This window comes from Pseudomonas sp. NPDC090755, from assembly GCF_044769005.1.
Classification (GTDB): Bacteria; Pseudomonadota; Gammaproteobacteria; order Pseudomonadales; family Pseudomonadaceae; genus Aquipseudomonas.
The window spans coordinates 22,949-40,445 of sequence record NZ_JBIVXC010000017.1 but is presented as its reverse complement, the minus strand read 5'-3'; the positions used below and the strand labels follow the sequence as shown (position 1 = coordinate 40,445).

Below are 17,497 nucleotides of genomic sequence, written 5' to 3'. Positions count from 1 at the left end.
ACTCAGTTGAAACCGCTGGTGGAGATGAAATCGACGTCGGTTTTCGGTTCGGCGCGCATCAACAGCTCGATCACCTGGGTCAGGGTCCGGCCTTCGAACAGGATAGCGTGCAGGCCGGCCACCAACGGCATGTAGACCTGGACCTCCTGGGCCTTGACCTTGAGCACCTTGAGCGTGTTGACCCCTTCGGCGACTTCGCCCAGGCGATTGACCGCCTCTTCCAGGCTCAGCCCCTGGCCCAGGGCATGTCCCACCTGGTAATTGCGACTCTTGGGCGAGGAGCAGGTGACGATCAGGTCGCCGACCCCGGCCAGGCCCAGGAAGGTCATGGGGTTGGCCCCCTGGCTCACGGCAAAGCGGGTCATCTCCGCCAGCGCCCGGGTGATCAGCATGCTCTTGGTGTTCTCACCCATGCCCAGGGCGACCGCCATGCCGGCGATGATGGCATAGACGTTCTTCAACGCCCCGCCCAGTTCGACGCCGAAGCGGTCGTTGCTGGCGTAGACGCGGAAGGTGCGCCCGTGCAGTACCGCCTGCACGCGCTGGCAGAGCGCTTCGTCTTCACTGGCGACCACGGTGGCGGTCAAGGCGTGCTCGGCCACTTCGCGGGCCAGGTTCGGTCCGGACAGCACGCCGATGCGCGCCGCTGGGGCGATTTCTTCGAGAATCTGGCTCATCAGCTTGAAGCTTTGCGCCTCGATCCCCTTGGTCAGGCTGACCAGCATCTTGCCGCTCAACAGTTGCGCGTGCGGCGCCAGTACGCTGCGCAGGGCACTGGAAGGCAGGGCGACGAAGATCAGCTCGCAGTCGCTGAGGGTCGCCAGCAGGTCATTGACCGGCGCGACCCGTGCATGGATCTTCACCCCTTTGAGGTAACGCGGATTTTCCCGGTTATCGCGCATGGCCCGGGCCTGCTCGGGATCGCGCATCCACTGGCGTACCCCGAATCCATTTTCCGCCAGCAGATTCGCCACGGCGGTGCCGAAACTCCCGCCTCCAAGCACTGCAACAGGCTGCTGTTCAGTCATATCCAATCCGTTAAAACCAAAAAAGTGGCGACTCCCGCATTATACGGAGCGGCCGTGCCAGAGCCAGCGCCAGATGCGCGATTTGACCACGGCATTGGCCGGTCCACGACTGAAAAATGCTGGCCACTCGGTTAACATGCCCGGTTTGAACCTGCAACCAAGGCCGCACCGTGCCATCCGGCTCTCCAGCTTCTCGCCCTCTGATCCTGCTGACCGCCCTGTTGAGCGGCCCCACGGCGGCCGACGACCTGTTCGTCGATAGCCAGGCCATGCCACAGGTGCTGACCGCGACCCGGCTCAAACAGTCGCCGGCAGCCGTGCCCGGCAGCATGACCGTGCTCGACAACGAGCTGATTCGCGCCAGTGGCGCCCGCGACGTTCCCGAACTGCTGCGCCTGGTCCCGGGCATGATGATCGGCTACGGCGCCGCCAATCAGCCCACGGTCAATTACCACGGCAGCAACGTCAACTTCGCGCGGCGCATGCAGGTGCTGATCGACGGCCGCTCGGTGTACCGCGCAGGCCTGGCCACGGTGGACTGGAGCGATATTCCGCTGGCCATGGAGGACATCGAACGCATCGAGGTCTTTCGTGGCCCCAACACCGTCAGCTATGGCGCCAATGCGCTGATGGCGGTGGTCAACATCCTCACCCGCAAGCCGGCCGACAGCCACGGCACGCGCCTGAAAGTCACCCGTGGCCAGCGCGGTATCAACGATTGGTACGCAAGCCAAGGCAGCGGCTGGGACGGCGGCGACCTGCGCCTGTCGCTCTCCGGCATGCAGGACGACGGCTTCGATGAACACAAAAACGGCCAGGACTACCGCGACAGCCGCCGGCTCAACCGCCTGAACATCAGCGCCAGCCATACCCTGGCGAGCGACCAGAGCCTGGACTGGCAGTTCGCGGCCAAAGAAGGCAGCAACCAGCGCCCCTACACCTATCAGCCAGTGTTCTACGGCGTGACCGCCAACGGTGACAACTCCGATGTCAACGCAAAGGACTATGCCGGCTCAGTGCGCTGGAACCTCGACCTGAGCCCCGAGCACAGCCTCTACCTGCAGGGGGCGGCCCAGCACTGGGACCGTCAGCAGGTCTGGCGCGCCTGTGACGCGGCGCTATCGTTCAGCCCGGAACTGACCCGCCTCTGGCAACTGGACCCCAACTTCACCGAGCAAGTGGCGCGCAACATCCTCGCCCCCCTGCCGGCCAGCGCGGGTGAACGCCAGGCACTGGCCGCCAGGGTCAAGGAGCAGTGGCGCCTGGGCGGCTCCCGCCAGGTCTGCGGCGACATCGACCAGAGCACCCGCGAAACCCGCTACGACCTGGAATTGCAGGACACCCTTAGCCTGTCCGACAGCCTGCGCCTGGTCAGCGGCGCCAATTACCGCTACGACCGCGCCGATTCGCAGACCTACTTCAACGGCAGCGTCGATGACAGCACCTGGCGCCTGTTCGGCCACCTGGAGTGGCGAGCGGACGAGCACTGGATCCTCCAGGGCGGGGCGATGTTCGAGGACGCCCAGCTCTCCGGCAGCTCGCTGACCCCGCGCCTGGCGGTCAACTACCTGATCACACCGCGCCACGGCTTGCGTGCGGTGTATTCCGAGGCTGTGCGCTCGCCCGACATGTTCGAGAACAACGTCAACTGGAGCTACCGGGTCGATAACCTGACCCCGGCGGCCTTCGGCCAGCGCAGCGCCCAGTACTTCGTCAAGACCCGCGGCCCCGGCGACCTGGACCAGGAACACATGCGCTCGCGGGAACTGGGCTATAACGGTTACTTCGCAGGCGCCGACCTGAGTATCGACCTCAAGCTGTTCTACGACGAAATCACCGGCATGATCAGCGAGCCCTTGCGCAACAACCAGTACATCGCCAGCAACAGCAACAAGGCCCGCTACAGTGGCAGCGAGGCCCAGCTGGACTGGCAGTTGAACCGGGCCGACCGCCTGCGCCTGACCTACGCGTACGTCGATGCCTGGGCCAGCAACCCCGCCGACAGCGACCTCAGTGCAAGCAACAGCGGCTCGGCCGGCTGGCTGCGCGACTGGGGCCAGGGCTGGTCCAGCGCCCTGTTCTACTACGGTGACGATGCGCTGAACCAGTACCGTTTCGAACGCGTGGACCTGCGCGTGGCCAAGCGCCTTCGCTGGCAACGCACCCAACTGGAACTGGCAGGCATGCTGCAACAGCGCCTGGACGACGAACCCACCACCCATGACGACAACCGTTATGACAGCCGCCATGTCCTGTATTTCAGTGCGGAGCTGACATTCTGATGCGCAGGCTGCGGCGCTGGCTGCTGCTGGCCTGTCTCTGGCCGCTGGGAGGCCTGTCGGCGAGTGAAGTCCTGCTCACCGGTAGCCAGGACAGCCCCGGTGTCGAGCATTTTGTCCAGGCCCTGCGTGAGCGCCGCCCAGCCGATACGGTGCGATTCGTACCGGTAAACGAACTGCCCCGCCCCGCCAGGCTGAGCCCGAACATCCGCCTGATCCTGCTGGACAACACCAGCCTTGAGTGGCGCCTGGGTGAAACCGCCGGACCACCGGCGCTGGCCTTGCGTGTCAGCCGGGTCCAGGCCGAAAAGCGCCTGGGCAGCCTGCGTCCGGCCTACCTGAGCCTGTTATGGAGCGACCCGCCGCTGGACCGCCAGTTGCGCCTGACCCGCTACCTGCTGCCCCAGGCCCGGCGCGTTGGCGTGCTCTATGCCCAGCACAGCCAGTTCCTGATCGAGGAGCTGCGTCGCGCCGCCAAGCCCATGGGCCTTGAGATCGTCGCCGAAGCCTGGCCGGACCTGCGTGACAGCCGTCCGTTGCAAACCCTGCTGCAGCACAGCGACGTACTGCTGGGCATCGACGATCCCCAGCTATACAACTCAAAGACCGCCAAGAACCTGTTGCTCAGCAGCTACGCGCGGCAGATGGCCTTGATCGGTCCGAATGCCGGGTTCGTCAGGGCCGGCGCCCTGGCCAGCACCCTGAGCGACCAGAACGACTGGCTGGCGGTGCTCGACCGCCTGCTCGACCAACCGCCAGGCCGATGGCCACGAGCCCTCTACCCTGATCATTTCAGTGTCGTCGGCAACCAGCAGGTCGCCCGCGCCCTGGGCATCGAAGCCATCGACCCCGAGCGAGCCGCGTTGGCACTGGCTGAAGGAGAACGCAGACCATGAGGCGTCGTCTGAGCTGGGACATCCACACCCGTACGCAGATCATCAGCTTGGGCCCTGCCCTGCTGCTGACCCTGCTGCTGATCAGCTTCTTTACCTTCGTACGGATCCAGGACCTGCGCCAGGAGCTCAATCACACCGGCCAGTTGATCGCCAACCAGTTGGCGCCGGCATCGGAATACGGGGTGATCGCCGGCAACGACGAAGTGCTCGAAAGCCTCATGCGTGCCACCTTGAGCATTCCCCACGTGCGCTTCCTGGAAGTACAGGACAGCAGCAACCATATCCTGGTGTACGTCGAGCAACCCGACGAGCACACCAATCGCGCGCAGCAGGTCGAGGTCTTCCAGGCCCCCATTCGCCTGCAGCAGATCCGCCTGGACAACGACTTCCTGCACAACGGCGGGCAACCTGCGAAGAACATCGGTGACGACTACCTGGGCAGGGTCATCGTCGGCATGTCCAACGATGCGTTCAGCGAGCGCCAGCAGGAAATCATGATCAAGGCCGCGATCCTGGCCTTGTTCGCCCTGCTGTTCACCTTCCTTCTGGCCCGGCGCCTGGCCAAGAGCCTGGCCCAGCCGATCAGCGAGATGGGCCATGCGGTCAAGGCCATCCAGCAGGGTGAATACAACGCCCCGCTGCCGGTGGTCGACGACAGCGAACTGGGCCACCTGGCCCGGCACATCAACAACCTGGCCAGCGCCCTGGGCCAGGCCAGCCACGAACAGCAGCAAGCCATGTCGCAGCTGATCCAGGCCCGTGAAGAAGCCGAGCAGGCGAACAGGGCCAAGTCCGACTTCCTGGCCATGATGAGTCACGAGTTGCGCACGCCCATGAACGGCGTGATGGGCATGCTGCAACTGCTGGAAACCACCCCCTTGAGCGAAGAGCAGGCCGAGTACACCGCCGTGGCCAGCGAATCGACCGGGCACCTGCTCAAGGTGATCAACGATATCCTCGACTTCTCGCGGATCGAGCGCACCCACCTGGAACTGGAGCAGATCAACTTCAACCTGGGTGAACTGATCGGCAGCAGCGTGCAGTCCTTCCAGCACCTGGCTGTCCAGCGCGGCCTGGACCTGCACCTGCAATTACCGGCGGGCATGGCGCAACTGCAGGTGACAGGCGACCCGACGCGGATCCGCCAGATCCTGCTCAACCTGATCGGCAACGCCCTGAAGTTCACCGAACGCGGCAGCGTGCGTATCGAACCACGCTGGCAAGTGCTCGATACGCAGCTGATCTGGTTTACCTGCGCGGTACAGGACACCGGCATCGGCATCGACAACGCCCACCTGGAGATGATGTTCGTCGCCTTCCAGCAGGCCGACAGTTCGATTTCCCGGCGCTACGGCGGCACGGGCCTGGGACTGTCGATCGCCCGCACCCTGGCCGAACGGATGGGCGGCACCCTGCGCGCCGAAAGCCGTGAAGGCCTGGGCTCGACCTTCACCCTGGAGATGCCGCTGGCCCTGTCGACGGCCCAGGCGCCGCAGCTGCCGGTCTCGAACAGCGCCAAAGCAAGCGAAGGCCAGGGTCGGCGGGTCCTGCTTGTGGAAGACAACCCGGTGAACCAGACCGTGATCGAAGCCATGCTGCGCAGCCTTGGTTTCGAGGTATGCACGGCCGTCGACGGCGCCCAGGCGGTGGCCCAGGTCGCCCGCCAGCGCTTTGCCGCGATCCTGATGGACTGCCGCCTGCCGATCATCGACGGCTATGAGGCCACCCGGCGCATCCGCCAGTTGCCCCTGGCCGCCGCCACGCCCATCATCGCCCTGACCGCCAATGCCTTGCAGGGTGATCGTGAGCGCTGCCTGGGTGCCGGGATGAACGATTACCTGGCAAAGCCGTTCAAACGTACTGATCTGCAGCAGATTCTGCAGCGATGGCTGCCCGATCAGTCAGCTGCGACTGGCGATTAATCTGAAATTGCGGCAGTCTTATGGACTGGACAGGTCCGTCGTAGGACCTGAAAATAAAATTTCAGTGCACAAGTGTACTTCTTTGCCCCGTGCGCTGTGACTTTCACTACAACGCAATAGTCTATGTGTAGGCTACCGCCCCAAGCACAAGGGTCTTGGGTCGGCCGGGAAGATTTGCCCCCTGCCGCACGGGGACTATTGAGGAGCTCGCATGACCAAACAAAACGCCTTTACTCGGGAAGACCTGCTGCGCTGCAGTCGCGGTGAGCTGTTCGGCCCAGGTAACGCGCAATTGCCCGCCCCGAACATGCTGATGGTGGATCGCATCACCCACATCAGCCAGGAAGGCGGCAAGTACGGCAAAGGTGAATTGGTCGCCGAGCTGGATATCACCCCGGACCTGTGGTTCTTCGCTTGCCACTTCGAAGGCGATCCAGTGATGCCGGGCTGCCTGGGCCTTGACGCCATGTGGCAGCTGGTCGGGTTTTTCCTTGGCTGGCAGGGTCTGCCAGGCCGTGGCCGCGCCCTGGGTTCGGGCGAAGTGAAGTTTTTTGGCCAGGTGCTGCCAGAAGCGAAGAAAGTCACCTACAACATTCATATCAAGCGCGTCCTCAAAGGCAAACTGAACATGGCCATTGCCGATGGTTCGGTCAGCGTCGACGGTCGCGAGATCTACACCGCCGACGGCCTTCGTGTCGGCGTGTTCACCTCCACTGACAATTTCTAAGGGTTATTCGCATGCGCCGCGTCGTAATCACAGGTCTGGGCATCGTTTCTTGCCTGGGCAATGACAAAGAGACCGTCTCCGAAAACCTGCGTAAAAGCCGTCCGGGCATCCGTTTCAACCCGGAATACAAGGAAATGGGGCTGCGCAGCCAGGTTTCCGGTTCCATCGACCTCAACCTCGAAGAACTGATCGACCGCAAGGTCTACCGCTTCGTCGGCCACGCCGCCGCCTACGCCTACCTGGCGATGCAGGATGCGATCAAGGATTCGGGCCTGACCGAAGAGCAGGTGTCCAACCCGCGCACCGGCCTGGTTGCCGGCTCCGGCGGCGCCTCGACCCTGAACCAGATGGAAGCGCTGGACACCCTGCGCGAAAAAGGCGTCAAGCGCGTCGGCCCGTACCGTGTAACCCGTACCATGGGCAGCACCGTATCGGCGTGCCTGGCCACCCCGTTCAAGATCAAGGGTATCAACTACTCGATCTCCTCGGCCTGCGCCACCTCCGCACACTGCATCGGCACCGCCATGGAGCAGATCCAGTGGGGCAAGCAGGACATCGTCTTCGCCGGCGGCGGTGAAGAAGAGCACTGGAGCCAGTCGTTCCTGTTCGACGCCATGGGCGCCCTGTCGACCAAGCGCAACGAAACCCCTGAACTGGCCTCGCGCGCCTATGACGCCGACCGTGATGGTTTCGTCATTGCTGGCGGCGGCGGCATGGTGGTGGTAGAGGAACTGGAGCACGCCCTGGCCCGCGGCGCGAAGATCTACGCCGAAATCGTCGGCTACGGCGCGACCTCCGACGGCTACGACATGGTGGCCCCGAGCGGCGAAGGCGCAATCCGCTGCATGCAGCAGGCGCTGTCCACCGTCGACACCCCGATCGACTACCTGAATACCCACGGCACCTCGACCCCGGTCGGCGACGTCGCGGAAATGAAAGGTGTGCGTGAAGTGTTCGGCGACAAGGCCCCGGCCATCAGCTCGACCAAAAGCCTGTCCGGTCACTCCCTGGGCGCCGCTGGCGTTCATGAAGCGATCTACTGCCTGCTGATGATGGAAGGCGGCTTCATCGCCGGCTCCGCCAACATCGACGAGCTGGATCCGGAAGTAGCCGACCTGCCGGTTGTGCGCGAAACCCGCGAGAACGCCAAGATCGACACCGTGATGAGCAACAGCTTCGGTTTCGGCGGCACCAACGCCACCCTGGTGCTCAAGCGCTGGGAAGGCAAGTAAGGGCTAGCCCCTTATGATGAAACGCCCCGACTTGTCGGGGCGTTTTTGTTTCTGCCGGCTCCCACAACTGCTGCAAACACCGCATCCTGTGGGATGCCGGCGTAGCCGGCGATGGGCAGCCCCCACAGCGAGCGCTACCAGCAACCTGCCCTCAACGCACGGTGAAGCGCTGCTCGGCAAGCAGGCGATCACCCTGGAACACCATGAAATGCCATTGGCCCGGCACCACTTCATGGTTCTCGGTGAACTCATAGGCCATCACATCCTGGCTGGCACCGGGCACCAGTTTCTGCACCACTTCGAACTTGTCATGGCGCTTGCCATCGGGGGTGCGCACGCCCGGGGTGAGATACAACAAGGTCAGCGGCGTGTCTTCGGCAAGCTTGCCTTGCAGGCGATAGCGCATGCCGAACTTGGCGCCCAGGCGTGCCGGGATCTCGTCGGTCTGCTGGATGGTCTGGTTGCTCTGGGTCAGCACCCGCTCGCCCGGCTGGAAGTTCTGGTGACGGGTTTCGAACACGCCGTACTCGATCGGGCCTTCGACGCGGACTTCGGCACTGGCCAGGCCACTGACCAGCATGAGCCCGCACACAGCACTGAAACGACTGGAAAACATGGTGCACTCCATCAAGGTTGATGGCGGCAGGCTATGACGCTGGCATGACAGGCTGATGACAGCTTGGCAACTATCGCGGCTTGGGCAGCACGGCCAGGAAGTTGTCCCGGGCAACCTTGCGCGCCACCGCCTCGGGCAAGGCATCGAGGAAGCGATCGAAACCGTGCAACTGCTCACCCAGGCTGGCAAACCGCCCCACCACGTCGGAACCGAGCATGAAACGCTCAGGGAAGCGCGTGACCAGCTCGACCCACTGCGCCCTGGGCTTGCCCTGCTCGTCCAGCAGATAGGGCTGCAGGACGCTCCAGGACAGGTCGATGTACAGGTTCGGATAGTCCTCGAGCATCCGCGCCAGGGTCGGCAGGAGGAAATCCAGCTGCGTCTGGTGGCGATGGATCTCCAGACTGGTGCCGGCATGGGCCCAGATGAAGCGGGTATGCGGGTGGTTGCGCAGCGGTTCTTCGATTTCCGCCAGGTACAGCGGATTGCGTTCGCGCTTGGAGGTGATGTTGGAATGGATCAACACCGGCAGATCCTGCTCGGCGGCCAGGTGATAGATGCGGGTCATCGCCTCGTTGTTGGCCCGTGGGGTATCGCCGGTGGTCAGGGCGGTCAGATCGTCGTGACGGGTGAACACTTCGCCGATGCCTTGCCAGAGCCCCGGGTACAGCGCCAGCATGCGCTCGATGTGGGCCACGGCGTTCTTGTCCACCGGGTTGAAGCCGGCCAGAAACGGATGAAAGCGCTGGCGCTGCACGGGTTCGAGTTTTTCCAGCGCTGCCGCGACGTAGAGATCGGTGGCGCTGTACCAGTAGGCATCGGCATCGTCGCCGGCGTAATAGCGCGGGCGCTTGGGTTCGTCTTCATGCCATTTTTTCGCCACCGGGATGCCGGCGATCATCGACTGCTCGATACCCGCCTCATCCATGGCCTTGAGCAGCGCCTCCATACCCTCGCTCTCCTGGAAGAAGTCGACGTAGTGCAGGTGCGCATCGCTGTAGCGGTACTCGCGCGCCTGCACGCCCTGCAGGCTCAATCCCAACAGCAGAATCCAGGCCAGGCCCCTGACAAACATCGCACACTCCTTCCGGTCGTCTCAGACAGGGTAGACCGGCGCGCCGGCGGCACAGTTCAGCCGCTGCCTGTTACAGGGTATGCTCAAGCCATCCCTTCCCGGCCTGGAGCCTACCGTGAGCAATCCCCTGGTCATCCGCCCTCGCGCCGAATCCGTCGAAGGCCAGCCCATCCTGCGTCCGTTGCCCTCGGCGCAATCGCGCAGCGTCGGGCCCTTCGTGTTCTTCGATCACATGCTCGCAACCGACTATGCCCCGGGCACGGGCATGAACATCCGCCAGCACCCGCATATCGGCCTCTCCACCCTCACCTACCTGTTCGAAGGTGAACTGCAACACAAGGACAGCCTCGGTTCGGACCAACGGGTCGAAGCCGGGGACGTGAGCTGGATGACCGCCGGCGCCGGTGTCGCCCATGTCGAGCGCACCCCTGCCGATCTGCTGGCACGCGGCTCGCGACTGCACGGGCTGCAGGTCTGGCTGGCCTCGCCCAAGGACGCCGAGCAAGGCGATGGGCACTACAGCCATCATCCTGCGGCCAGCCTGCCGAGCAGCGATAGCCTGGGCGTGAACATCCGCATGATCGCCGGTAGCGGCTTCTGCCTGGAATCGCCGGTGCCAGTGCTCTCACCGACGCTCTATGCGCTGGTACGGATGCAGGCGGCCACCACCCTGACCATCCCCACCGAACACGCTGAGCGTGCGCTCTATGTGCTGGAGGGCGAGGTCAGCCTGGACGATGAGGCCGTCGAACCTCGTAGCCTGGTGGTGCTGGCGCAGGGTGAGGAGATGAGCCTGTACGCCGAGGGCGAATGCCTGTTGGTACTGTTCGGCGGAGCGCCACTGGACGGGCCGCGGCGGATGAACTGGAATTTCGTCGCCAGTGACCCGGCGCTGATCGAGCAGGCCCGGGCGCGCTGGGCGGCCGGAGACTGGCCGAAGGTGCCGGGGGAAACCGAGCGGATCGAGTTGCCTTGAGGTACTGATCGCGGGGCAAGCCCGCTCCTACAACAGGCGGCTCGGCCACACAGGCTCCCACAAGAACAGATGCTGAACCTGTGGGAGCCGGCATAGCCGGCGATGGACTCAGGCCTTGAACACCTCATCCAGCAGGTTGAACATCGCCCGGAACGCCCGCTTGGAGGTGCGCGCGTCGTATTTCATCTTGCCCGGCATGTTCGCCGCGGTGTCGGTAAAGGAATGCACCGCACCGCCGTAACTGATCAGCTGCCAGTCGACCTTGGCAGCGTCCATCTCGGCTTCGAATGCCGGCAGTTGCTCCTTGGGTACAAGCGGGTCGGCCGCGCCATGCAGCACCAGCATCGACGCCTTGACCTTGCCTTCCTGGGCCGGCATTGGCGTATCCAGAGTGCCATGGAAGGACACCGCCGCCTGCAGCCGCACATCTTCGCGAGCCAGCTCCAGGGCACAGCAACCGCCGAAACAGAAGCCGAAGGTGGCCAGCTTGCCCGGCTCCAGCACCGCCCGCGACTGGCCCAGCAGCTGATTGAGCGCCTCCTTCATGCGCTTGCGCAGTTCAACGCGGTTGTCCTTGAGCGGCATCATCGCCGCCGCCGCCTCATCCATGTTCGACGGGCGCAGGGTCTGCCCGTAGAGATCGGCGATCAGTACCACATACCCTTGGGCGGCCACTTCCTTGGCAATGCGCTCGGCGCCCTCGCCGATGCCCATCCAGTTGGGTGCCATCAGCAGCCCGGGCTGCCCCAGAGCACCCTGGGTGTAGACCAGGCGACTCTCATAGGCCTTGCCGGCAACATGATAGACCAACGACTCGATTGTAACCTTGCTCATGCACTCCTCCTTGCCCCATGAAAAAAGCCCGCCGAAGCGGGCTTTCCTGACTCTACTTAAGCCGACAATTCGACCAGCAGCTTGTTCAGGCGACGAACGTACGCCGCCGGGTCCTTCAAGCTGTCACCCGCCGCCAGGGCGGCCTGATCGAAGAGGATGTGCGAGAAGTCGACGAAACGGTCTTCGCTCTGCTCGTTGTCCAGCTTCTCGATCAGCGGATGGCCCGGGTTGAATTCGAAGATCGGCTTGGAGTCCGGCACCTTCTGCCCGCTGGCTTCGAGGATCTGGCGCATCTGCAGGCCCAGGTCCTGTTCACCGATGGCCAGGATCGCCGGCGAATCGGTCAGGCGGTGCGACACGCGCACTTCGCTGACGCTTTCACCCAGGGCGGCCTTGAGGCGCTCGACCAGGCCTTCTTTTTCCTTGGCCACTTCTTCCTGGGCTTTCTTGTCCTCTTCGGAGTCCAGCTTGCCCAGGTCCAGGTCGCCACGGGCGACGTCGACGAAGCTCTTGCCGTCGAACTCGCTCAGGTAGCTCATCAGCCACTCGTCGATGCGGTCGGTCAGCAGCAGCACTTCGATGCCTTTCTTGCGGAAGACTTCCAGGTGCGGGCTGTTCTTGACCTGCGCGTAGGACTCGCCGGTGAGGAAGTAGATCTTGTCCTGGCCTTCCTTGGCACGAGCCAGGTAGTCGGCCAGGGCAACGCTCTGCTCGCCGCTGTCATCGCTGGTGGAAGCAAAGCGCAGCAGACCTGCGATTTTTTCCTTGTTGGCGAAGTCTTCGGCCGGACCTTCTTTCATCACCTGGCCAAAGTTCTTCCAGAAGCCCTTGTACTGCTCAGGCTCGTTCTTGGCCAGCTTCTCGAGCATGTCCAGCACGCGCTTGGTCAGGGCCGATTTCATCGAGTCGATGATCGGGTCTTTCTGCAGGATTTCGCGCGACACGTTCAGCGACAGGTCGTTGGAATCGACCACACCCTTGATGAAGCGCAGGTACAGCGGCAGGAACGACTCGGCCTGGTCCATGATGAACACGCGCTGCACGTACAGCTTCAGGCCGCGCGGTGCTTCGCGCTGGTACAGGTCGAACGGGGCGCGGGCCGGCACGAACAGCAGCGAGTTGTACTCAAGCTTGCCTTCGACCTTGTTGTGGCTCCAGGCCAGCGGGTTCTCGAAATCGTGGCCGATGTGCTTGTAGAACTCCTGGTACTCCTCGTCCTTGATCTCGGTACGCGGACGGGTCCACAGGGCGCTGGCACGGTTGACGGTTTCCCATTCTTCGGCCGGCTTTTCTTCACCTTCGGCGGCCTCGGCCTGCTTGGGCAGCTCGATCGGCAGAGCGATGTGATCGGAGTATTTCTTGACGATGTTGCGCAGGCGCCAGCCGTCGGCGAATTCTTCTTCACCTTTTTTCAGGTGCAGGACGATGCGCGTACCACGCTCGGGCTTGTCGAGGGTGGACACTTCGAACTCGCCTTCGCCCCTGGACGACCAGTGCACGCCCTCGGCGGCTGGCAGGCCGGCGCGGCGGCTGAAGACGTCGACCTTGTCGGCGACGATGAACGCGGAGTAGAAGCCCACACCGAACTGACCGATCAGGTGCGAGTCCTTCTTCTGGTCGCCGGTGAGGTTCTTCATGAAGTCGGCTGTGCCGGACTTGGCGATGGTGCCCAGGTGCGCGATCACGTCTTCGCGGCTCATGCCGATGCCGTTGTCTTCGAGGGTGACGGTATTGGCTGCCTTGTCGAAGCTGACGCGGATCTTCAGCTCGGCGCCACCTTCGAGCAACTCAGGCTTGGCCAGGGCTTCGAAACGCAGTTTGTCGACCGCGTCGGAGGCGTTGGAAATCAGCTCCCGCAGGAAGATTTCCTTGTTCGAGTACAGGGAATGGATCATGAGGTGCAGCAGTTGCTTCACCTCGGTCTGGAAGCCCAGGGTTTCTTTTTGAGTCTCCACACTCATGGTCTTCAACACTCCAATCTGATGGCAGTTTCGCTTGGCAGGCGGCCCCACGGTCCGGGCCTGCTTTCACGACGGGATGTCCTGCAGATGGGGGCATGCGAGGCTATTTCAAGGGCGACGGCATCTCTTCGATCTTGAAATGTGCCCGGGCGGTGGCGATCGGCTCGTCCTCGCTGCCCTGCCAGGCGGTGATCGCCACGTTCGTCACCCGCCGCCCCTGGCGCCACAGTTGGCACCTGGCGTAGGTGTCGCGGTAATGTCCGGCGCGCAGGTAGTCGATGGAGAAATCGATGATTTTCGGAATGGCCGCGCTTTCGCTGAAGATCATCAGGTACAACGCCGCCGACAGCTCCATGAACCCGGCGATGACGCCCCCATGGATCGCCGGCAGCAACGGGTTGCCAATGTTGTCCTTGTTGGCCGGTAGGCAGAACAGCAAGTCATCGCCCTGACGGCTGCACTGGATGCCGATCAGGCCGGCATAGGGAATCAGCGCCAGCAGAGGCTGGTAATTGCCCTCGGCATGGGCCTGGCGCAGCTGCTGGTGGACTTCTGGCGGAATCATTGCGTGCGCCCCTTGAGACTGTTACCGAAATTCAGGCCGCCCTTGATCCCCTTGCCCAGGCGCATGAAGGTGCCCACCACCTGGGCGATAGGCTGCTCGGGGTCATCCTGGTAGGCCATGCCGCGGGTAAAGATCACATCCCGGGTCACCCGGTAGCACTGGGCGTAGCCATAGATGTCCTGGCCGGCCTTGGCCGGGTGCATGTAGTCGATGCGCAGGTCCAGGGTCGGGCAGACTTCGAACTCCGTCAGCGCGCAGAGGGTGGCCATGCCGCAGGTGGTATCCATCAATGTGGTCAACGCGCCGCCATGAATGGCACCGGTCTGCGGGTTGCCGACGATCTTCGCCGAATAGGGCAATAGCAGGGTCATGCCCTGCGCATCAACATGATGAACACGCATCTGCAATAACTGGCAATGGGGTAATGCACAAAGAAACCGTTGCGCCATTGCCTGCAAAGAAGTCTCGCTCATATCACTAACGCCTTCGTGGTTATCAAGGCAATGCACAAGCCCGGGAAAAAGTCCATATAGATCCGGCAGTTATATATCTTTAACAACCGTGGAACTTCTCTTGGCTACTTGTGTTCAAAGGTACAAGTAACTTATTTCCACGAGGAGAAACACCCCATGCGTAAACCTTTTGCCTTTGCCGTAATGCTGGCCGCCGCCCTGGGTCTTGCTGCTTGCGATAAAGCCAGCGAAGACAAAGCCCAGGATGCAGCGCAACACACCGAGAACGCCCAGCAGAAGATGGACGAAGCTCAGGATAAAGTGAACGAGGCTGCAAAAGAAAACGCCGAAGCCGCCAAAGACAGTGCTGAAGCGCAACAGAAAGCCGCTGAAGAAGCCGCGCCTGCTGTACCGGCCGCTCCAGCTGCTCCGGCCGAGCCTGCCAAGTAAGCTCGCTGCCTGGAATGAAAAAACCCGACTTCGGTCGGGTTTTTTTATGGCTGTTAACAACAGATTAAACGATTCAGTTAATAACACCTTCTTTAGTGCTGTCTGCCACCGGCGCCTCGGTGGGGGTAAATACCATCACATCGAGTACATCGGAGTGGAACTCGCGGCGGTACAGCACCAGCACCACCCCGGTACTCATCAGCATGAACAACCACGGGCCGATAAACCAACTGAGCATGGCCATGCCGAAGTAATACGAACGCAGGCCGAAGTTGAACTGGTTGGCTGCCATGGAAATCACCCGGGCGGCGCGCTGGGCGAAGGCCTTGCGCTCCAGTTCGCTGACGTGGCGCTCGCCGATCATCGGTGCCGACCCCACCAGTACGGCGGCAAAGTTGTACTGGCGCATACACCAGCTGAAGGTGAAAAAGGCGTAGACAAACACCGTGGCCAGGCACAGCAGCTTGATTTCCGACATACCCTGGGAGGCCTGCTGCACCAGCGGCAGGTCAGCCAACAGCGAAACAGCCCGATCCGAGGCACCGAGCACGGTGAGGATACCGGCGAGGATAATCAGCGTGCTGGAGGCAAAGAACGACGCGTTGCGCTCCAGGTTGCCGATCACACTGGCATCGGCAATACGGTTGTCGCGCATCAGCATGCGCCGCATCCAGTCTTCGCGGTACAGGTGCAACACACTGGCCAGGCATGCGGTGTCGCGGCCCTTCCAGGTGGCATAGCGGGTATAGCCGCCCCAGCAGATAACGAACCAGCAGGCCGCCAGCAGATGTATCAGATTGCTTTGTACGAAGCTCATTCAAGGTTCCGATAAAGGGTTGCGTGCACAGTAAAGCGCTTTGACCGGCTTTCGACGCTTAGCAGCAGAAAAAGACACGTCTGAACCCGATAAACGAAAAAGCCCCGCATCCTTTCGGACACGGGGCTTGGAATCTGTCCTGCCCGGCATGCTATGGCTTGTGGCCCATGCCAGGTCGGGACCTATTCTCAGGCCAGCGCTTCGCGCGGCTTGCCCAGCATGCGGTCACAGACCACGGCCGCAGCCAGGGTCAGCACCGAAGGGATCAGCCAGGCCAGGCCCTGGTCGCTCAACGGCAGGTGCGACAAGATGTCAGGCAGCATGGCCGCAAGACTGGTGCCTTTGATGGCGTCGATTATGCCGAACAGCAGCGACACCAGCATCACCGGTGCCAGGATGCGTGTCTGGGAGTTCCACAGCTCTTTGACGAAGCTCAGGCCTACCACCACGATGCAAGGCGGATAGATCGCGGTCAGGACCGGAATCGAGAACATGATCAGCTTGGTCAGGCCCAGGTTGGAGATCAGCAGCGAGAACGCGGCCAGGATCACCACCAGGGTGCGGTAGGACAACGGCAGCACCTGGCTGAAGTACTCGGCGCAGGCGCAGGTCAGGCCCACGGCGGTGACCAGGCACGCCAGGGCGATCAGTACGGCGAGGAAGCCGCTGCCCAGCGAACCGAAGGTGTGCTGCACATAGGCGTGCAGTACCGCCGCGCCGTTGGTGGCACCGGCAGCGATTTCATGGCTGCCCGCGCCCAGGCGGAACAGGCTGATGTACACCAGCGCCAGACCGACTCCGGCGATCAGGCCGGCGATGATGGCGTAGCGGGTGATCAGCTGCGGCGACTCGACACCACGGGAGCGGATGGCGTTGACGATGACGATACCGAACACCAGCGCGCCCAGGGTATCCATGGTCAGGTAGCCATTGATGAAGCCCTGGGAGAACGCCGAAGCCTCATAGGCCGGCTGCGCTTCACCCATGGTGCCGGCTGGCAGCATGAAGGCAGCGATGCCCAGGGCCGCCAGGGCGATGATCTTCAGTGGCGCCAGGAAGCGGCCAACGGTATCGAGCAGCTTGCCGGGGTACATGGACACGGCCAGCACCACCAGGAAGTACACCAGGCTGTAGATGAACAACGCAGTCGGGCTTTCACCGGTCAGCGGGGCCACACCGACTTCGAAGGAGACCGTTGCCGTACGCGGGGTGGCGAACAGCGGGCCGACCGACAGGTAGCACACGGCGGCCAGCAAGCCACCGGCAACTTTGCCGATCGGGCTGCTCAGCGCATCCATGCCACCGCCGACCTTGGCCAGGGCGACCACGGTGATGACCGGCAGGCCGACTGCGGTGATCAAGAAGCCCAGCGCCGCCATCCAGACATGAGGACCGGACTGCAAGCCGACGATAGGTGGGAAGATAATATTGCCCGCTCCGACGAACAACGCGAACGTCATAAAACCAAGCGCCAGGATGTCCTGGCCTTTCAACACTTTCATTAAGGAAATACCACACTTCTGAAATCGGGATTTAGAGAGGGATTTCCCCTTGGGTGAGGGAAATGCTGCCTGGCTGGATGAGCCAAGCCCGTTTAGCGTGTCGTTCCCTTTTGGGGTCCGGGCACAAAATGAACGCATAGGGTAACGAAATTGGCGGGGAAACGC

At 62.7% G+C, this 17,497-nt stretch carries 16 protein-coding genes; 7 read left to right on the top strand and 9 right to left on the bottom strand.

Translation table 11 applies throughout. The annotated features are described in order from the left end of the window. Positions 1–2: 2 nt before the first annotated feature. A complete protein-coding gene (locus ACIQUS_RS21335; RefSeq protein ID WP_403051049.1) occupies positions 3–1,028 on the bottom strand; it encodes an NAD(P)H-dependent glycerol-3-phosphate dehydrogenase in 1,026 nt (341 codons plus the stop codon). 170 nt (positions 1,029–1,198) lie between these two features. On the opposite strand from ACIQUS_RS21335, the gene ACIQUS_RS21330 reads away from it, so the two are divergent. From ACIQUS_RS21330 to fabB, 5 genes are all read left to right on the top strand, one after another. Then, positions 1,199–3,310 (top strand): TonB-dependent receptor plug domain-containing protein, encoded by a 2,112-nt coding sequence (locus ACIQUS_RS21330; RefSeq protein WP_403051046.1) that lies wholly within the window; start codon positions 1,199–1,201, stop codon positions 3,308–3,310. Continuing rightward, positions 3,310–4,203 carry an ABC transporter substrate-binding protein gene (locus ACIQUS_RS21325; protein WP_403051043.1) on the top strand — a complete coding sequence of 298 codons (894 nt, stop codon included), beginning with the start codon at positions 3,310–3,312 and terminating at the stop codon, positions 4,201–4,203. Before ACIQUS_RS21330 ends, ACIQUS_RS21325 begins: the two co-directional genes overlap by 1 nt. Beyond that, entirely contained in the window at positions 4,200–6,125 is a 1,926-nt protein-coding gene (locus ACIQUS_RS21320) for a response regulator (protein ID WP_403051040.1), read from the top strand. Before ACIQUS_RS21325 ends, ACIQUS_RS21320 begins: the two co-directional genes overlap by 4 nt. A gap of 211 nt (positions 6,126–6,336) precedes the next feature. Next, entirely contained in the window at positions 6,337–6,852 is a 516-nt protein-coding gene (gene fabA, locus ACIQUS_RS21315) for a 3-hydroxyacyl-[acyl-carrier-protein] dehydratase FabA (RefSeq protein WP_403051037.1), read from the top strand. 11 nt (positions 6,853–6,863) lie between these two features. Beyond that, on the top strand, positions 6,864–8,084 hold the full coding sequence (gene fabB, locus ACIQUS_RS21310) for a beta-ketoacyl-ACP synthase I (RefSeq protein ID WP_403051034.1): 1,221 nt from the start codon (positions 6,864–6,866) through the stop codon (positions 8,082–8,084). 151 nt (positions 8,085–8,235) lie between these two features. On the opposite strand, the gene ACIQUS_RS21305 is transcribed toward fabB, so the two are convergent. Continuing rightward, complete coding sequence (locus ACIQUS_RS21305) at positions 8,236–8,700, bottom strand: DUF3859 domain-containing protein (protein WP_403051031.1); 465 nt, start codon at positions 8,698–8,700, stop codon at positions 8,236–8,238. Positions 8,701–8,770: 70 nt separating this feature from the next. Beyond that, the gene (locus ACIQUS_RS21300) at positions 8,771–9,775 is read right to left on the bottom strand and encodes an amidohydrolase family protein (RefSeq protein ID WP_403051028.1); all 1,005 of its coding nucleotides are present in this window, start codon (positions 9,773–9,775) and stop codon (positions 8,771–8,773) included. Positions 9,776–9,890: 115 nt separating this feature from the next. On the opposite strand from ACIQUS_RS21300, the gene ACIQUS_RS21295 reads away from it, so the two are divergent. Continuing rightward, positions 9,891–10,751 (top strand): pirin family protein, encoded by an 861-nt coding sequence (locus ACIQUS_RS21295; RefSeq protein ID WP_403051025.1) that lies wholly within the window; start codon positions 9,891–9,893, stop codon positions 10,749–10,751. Between the two features lie 108 nt (positions 10,752–10,859). On the opposite strand, the gene ACIQUS_RS21290 is transcribed toward ACIQUS_RS21295, so the two are convergent. The 4 genes from ACIQUS_RS21290 to ACIQUS_RS21275 all read right to left on the bottom strand — a co-directional run bounded on the left by ACIQUS_RS21290 (position 10,860) and on the right by ACIQUS_RS21275 (position 14,584). After that, positions 10,860–11,585, bottom strand: a complete 726-nt coding sequence (locus ACIQUS_RS21290; protein WP_403051022.1) for a dienelactone hydrolase family protein — start codon at positions 11,583–11,585, stop codon at positions 10,860–10,862. A gap of 56 nt (positions 11,586–11,641) precedes the next feature. Continuing rightward, entirely contained in the window at positions 11,642–13,546 is a 1,905-nt protein-coding gene (gene htpG, locus ACIQUS_RS21285; RefSeq protein WP_403051019.1) for a molecular chaperone HtpG, read from the bottom strand. Between the two features lie 103 nt (positions 13,547–13,649). After that, positions 13,650–14,111 (bottom strand): PaaI family thioesterase, encoded by a 462-nt coding sequence (locus tag ACIQUS_RS21280; protein WP_403051016.1) that lies wholly within the window; start codon positions 14,109–14,111, stop codon positions 13,650–13,652. After that, a complete protein-coding gene (locus ACIQUS_RS21275) occupies positions 14,108–14,584 on the bottom strand; it encodes a PaaI family thioesterase (RefSeq protein ID WP_403051013.1) in 477 nt (158 codons plus the stop codon). The genes ACIQUS_RS21280 and ACIQUS_RS21275 overlap by 4 nt, the downstream gene beginning before the upstream one ends. 156 nt (positions 14,585–14,740) lie before the next feature. Here ACIQUS_RS21275 and ACIQUS_RS21270 point away from each other — a divergent pair, with 156 nt between their 5' ends. After that, positions 14,741–15,013: a hypothetical protein gene (locus tag ACIQUS_RS21270; RefSeq protein ID WP_403051010.1), complete on the top strand. Its 273-nt coding sequence runs from the start codon at positions 14,741–14,743 to the stop codon at positions 15,011–15,013. A 73-nt stretch (positions 15,014–15,086) separates the two neighbouring features. On the opposite strand, the gene ACIQUS_RS21265 is transcribed toward ACIQUS_RS21270, so the two are convergent. Next, positions 15,087–15,830, bottom strand: a complete 744-nt coding sequence (locus ACIQUS_RS21265; RefSeq protein WP_403051007.1) for a DUF599 domain-containing protein — start codon at positions 15,828–15,830, stop codon at positions 15,087–15,089. 188 nt (positions 15,831–16,018) lie between these two features. After that, entirely contained in the window at positions 16,019–17,332 is a 1,314-nt protein-coding gene (gene brnQ, locus ACIQUS_RS21260) for a branched-chain amino acid transport system II carrier protein (protein WP_403051004.1), read from the bottom strand. Positions 17,333–17,497 lie beyond the last annotated feature (165 nt).

Bases quoted from the DNA above. Each gene is read 5' to 3' on its own strand.
- ACIQUS_RS21335 (WP_403051049.1), bottom strand. From the start codon at position 1,028: ATGACTGAACAGCAGCCTGTTGCAGTGCTTGGAGGCGGGAGTTTCGGC.
- ACIQUS_RS21325 (WP_403051043.1), top strand. From the start codon at position 3,310: ATGCGCAGGCTGCGGCGCTGGCTGCTGCTGGCCTGTCTCTGGCCGCTG.
- ACIQUS_RS21320 (WP_403051040.1), top strand. From the start codon at position 4,200: ATGAGGCGTCGTCTGAGCTGGGACATCCACACCCGTACGCAGATCATC.
- fabA (WP_403051037.1), top strand. From the start codon at position 6,337: ATGACCAAACAAAACGCCTTTACTCGGGAAGACCTGCTGCGCTGCAGT.
- fabB (WP_403051034.1), top strand. From the start codon at position 6,864: ATGCGCCGCGTCGTAATCACAGGTCTGGGCATCGTTTCTTGCCTGGGC.
- ACIQUS_RS21305 (WP_403051031.1), bottom strand. From the start codon at position 8,700: ATGTTTTCCAGTCGTTTCAGTGCTGTGTGCGGGCTCATGCTGGTCAGT.
- ACIQUS_RS21300 (WP_403051028.1), bottom strand. From the start codon at position 9,775: ATGTTTGTCAGGGGCCTGGCCTGGATTCTGCTGTTGGGATTGAGCCTG.
- ACIQUS_RS21290 (WP_403051022.1), bottom strand. From the start codon at position 11,585: ATGAGCAAGGTTACAATCGAGTCGTTGGTCTATCATGTTGCCGGCAAG.
- htpG (WP_403051019.1), bottom strand. From the start codon at position 13,546: ATGAGTGTGGAGACTCAAAAAGAAACCCTGGGCTTCCAGACCGAGGTG.
- ACIQUS_RS21280 (WP_403051016.1), bottom strand. From the start codon at position 14,111: ATGATTCCGCCAGAAGTCCACCAGCAGCTGCGCCAGGCCCATGCCGAG.
- ACIQUS_RS21275 (WP_403051013.1), bottom strand. From the start codon at position 14,584: ATGAGCGAGACTTCTTTGCAGGCAATGGCGCAACGGTTTCTTTGTGCA.
- ACIQUS_RS21270 (WP_403051010.1), top strand. From the start codon at position 14,741: ATGCGTAAACCTTTTGCCTTTGCCGTAATGCTGGCCGCCGCCCTGGGT.
- ACIQUS_RS21265 (WP_403051007.1), bottom strand. From the start codon at position 15,830: ATGAGCTTCGTACAAAGCAATCTGATACATCTGCTGGCGGCCTGCTGG.
- brnQ (WP_403051004.1), bottom strand. From the start codon at position 17,332: ATGAAAGTGTTGAAAGGCCAGGACATCCTGGCGCTTGGTTTTATGACG.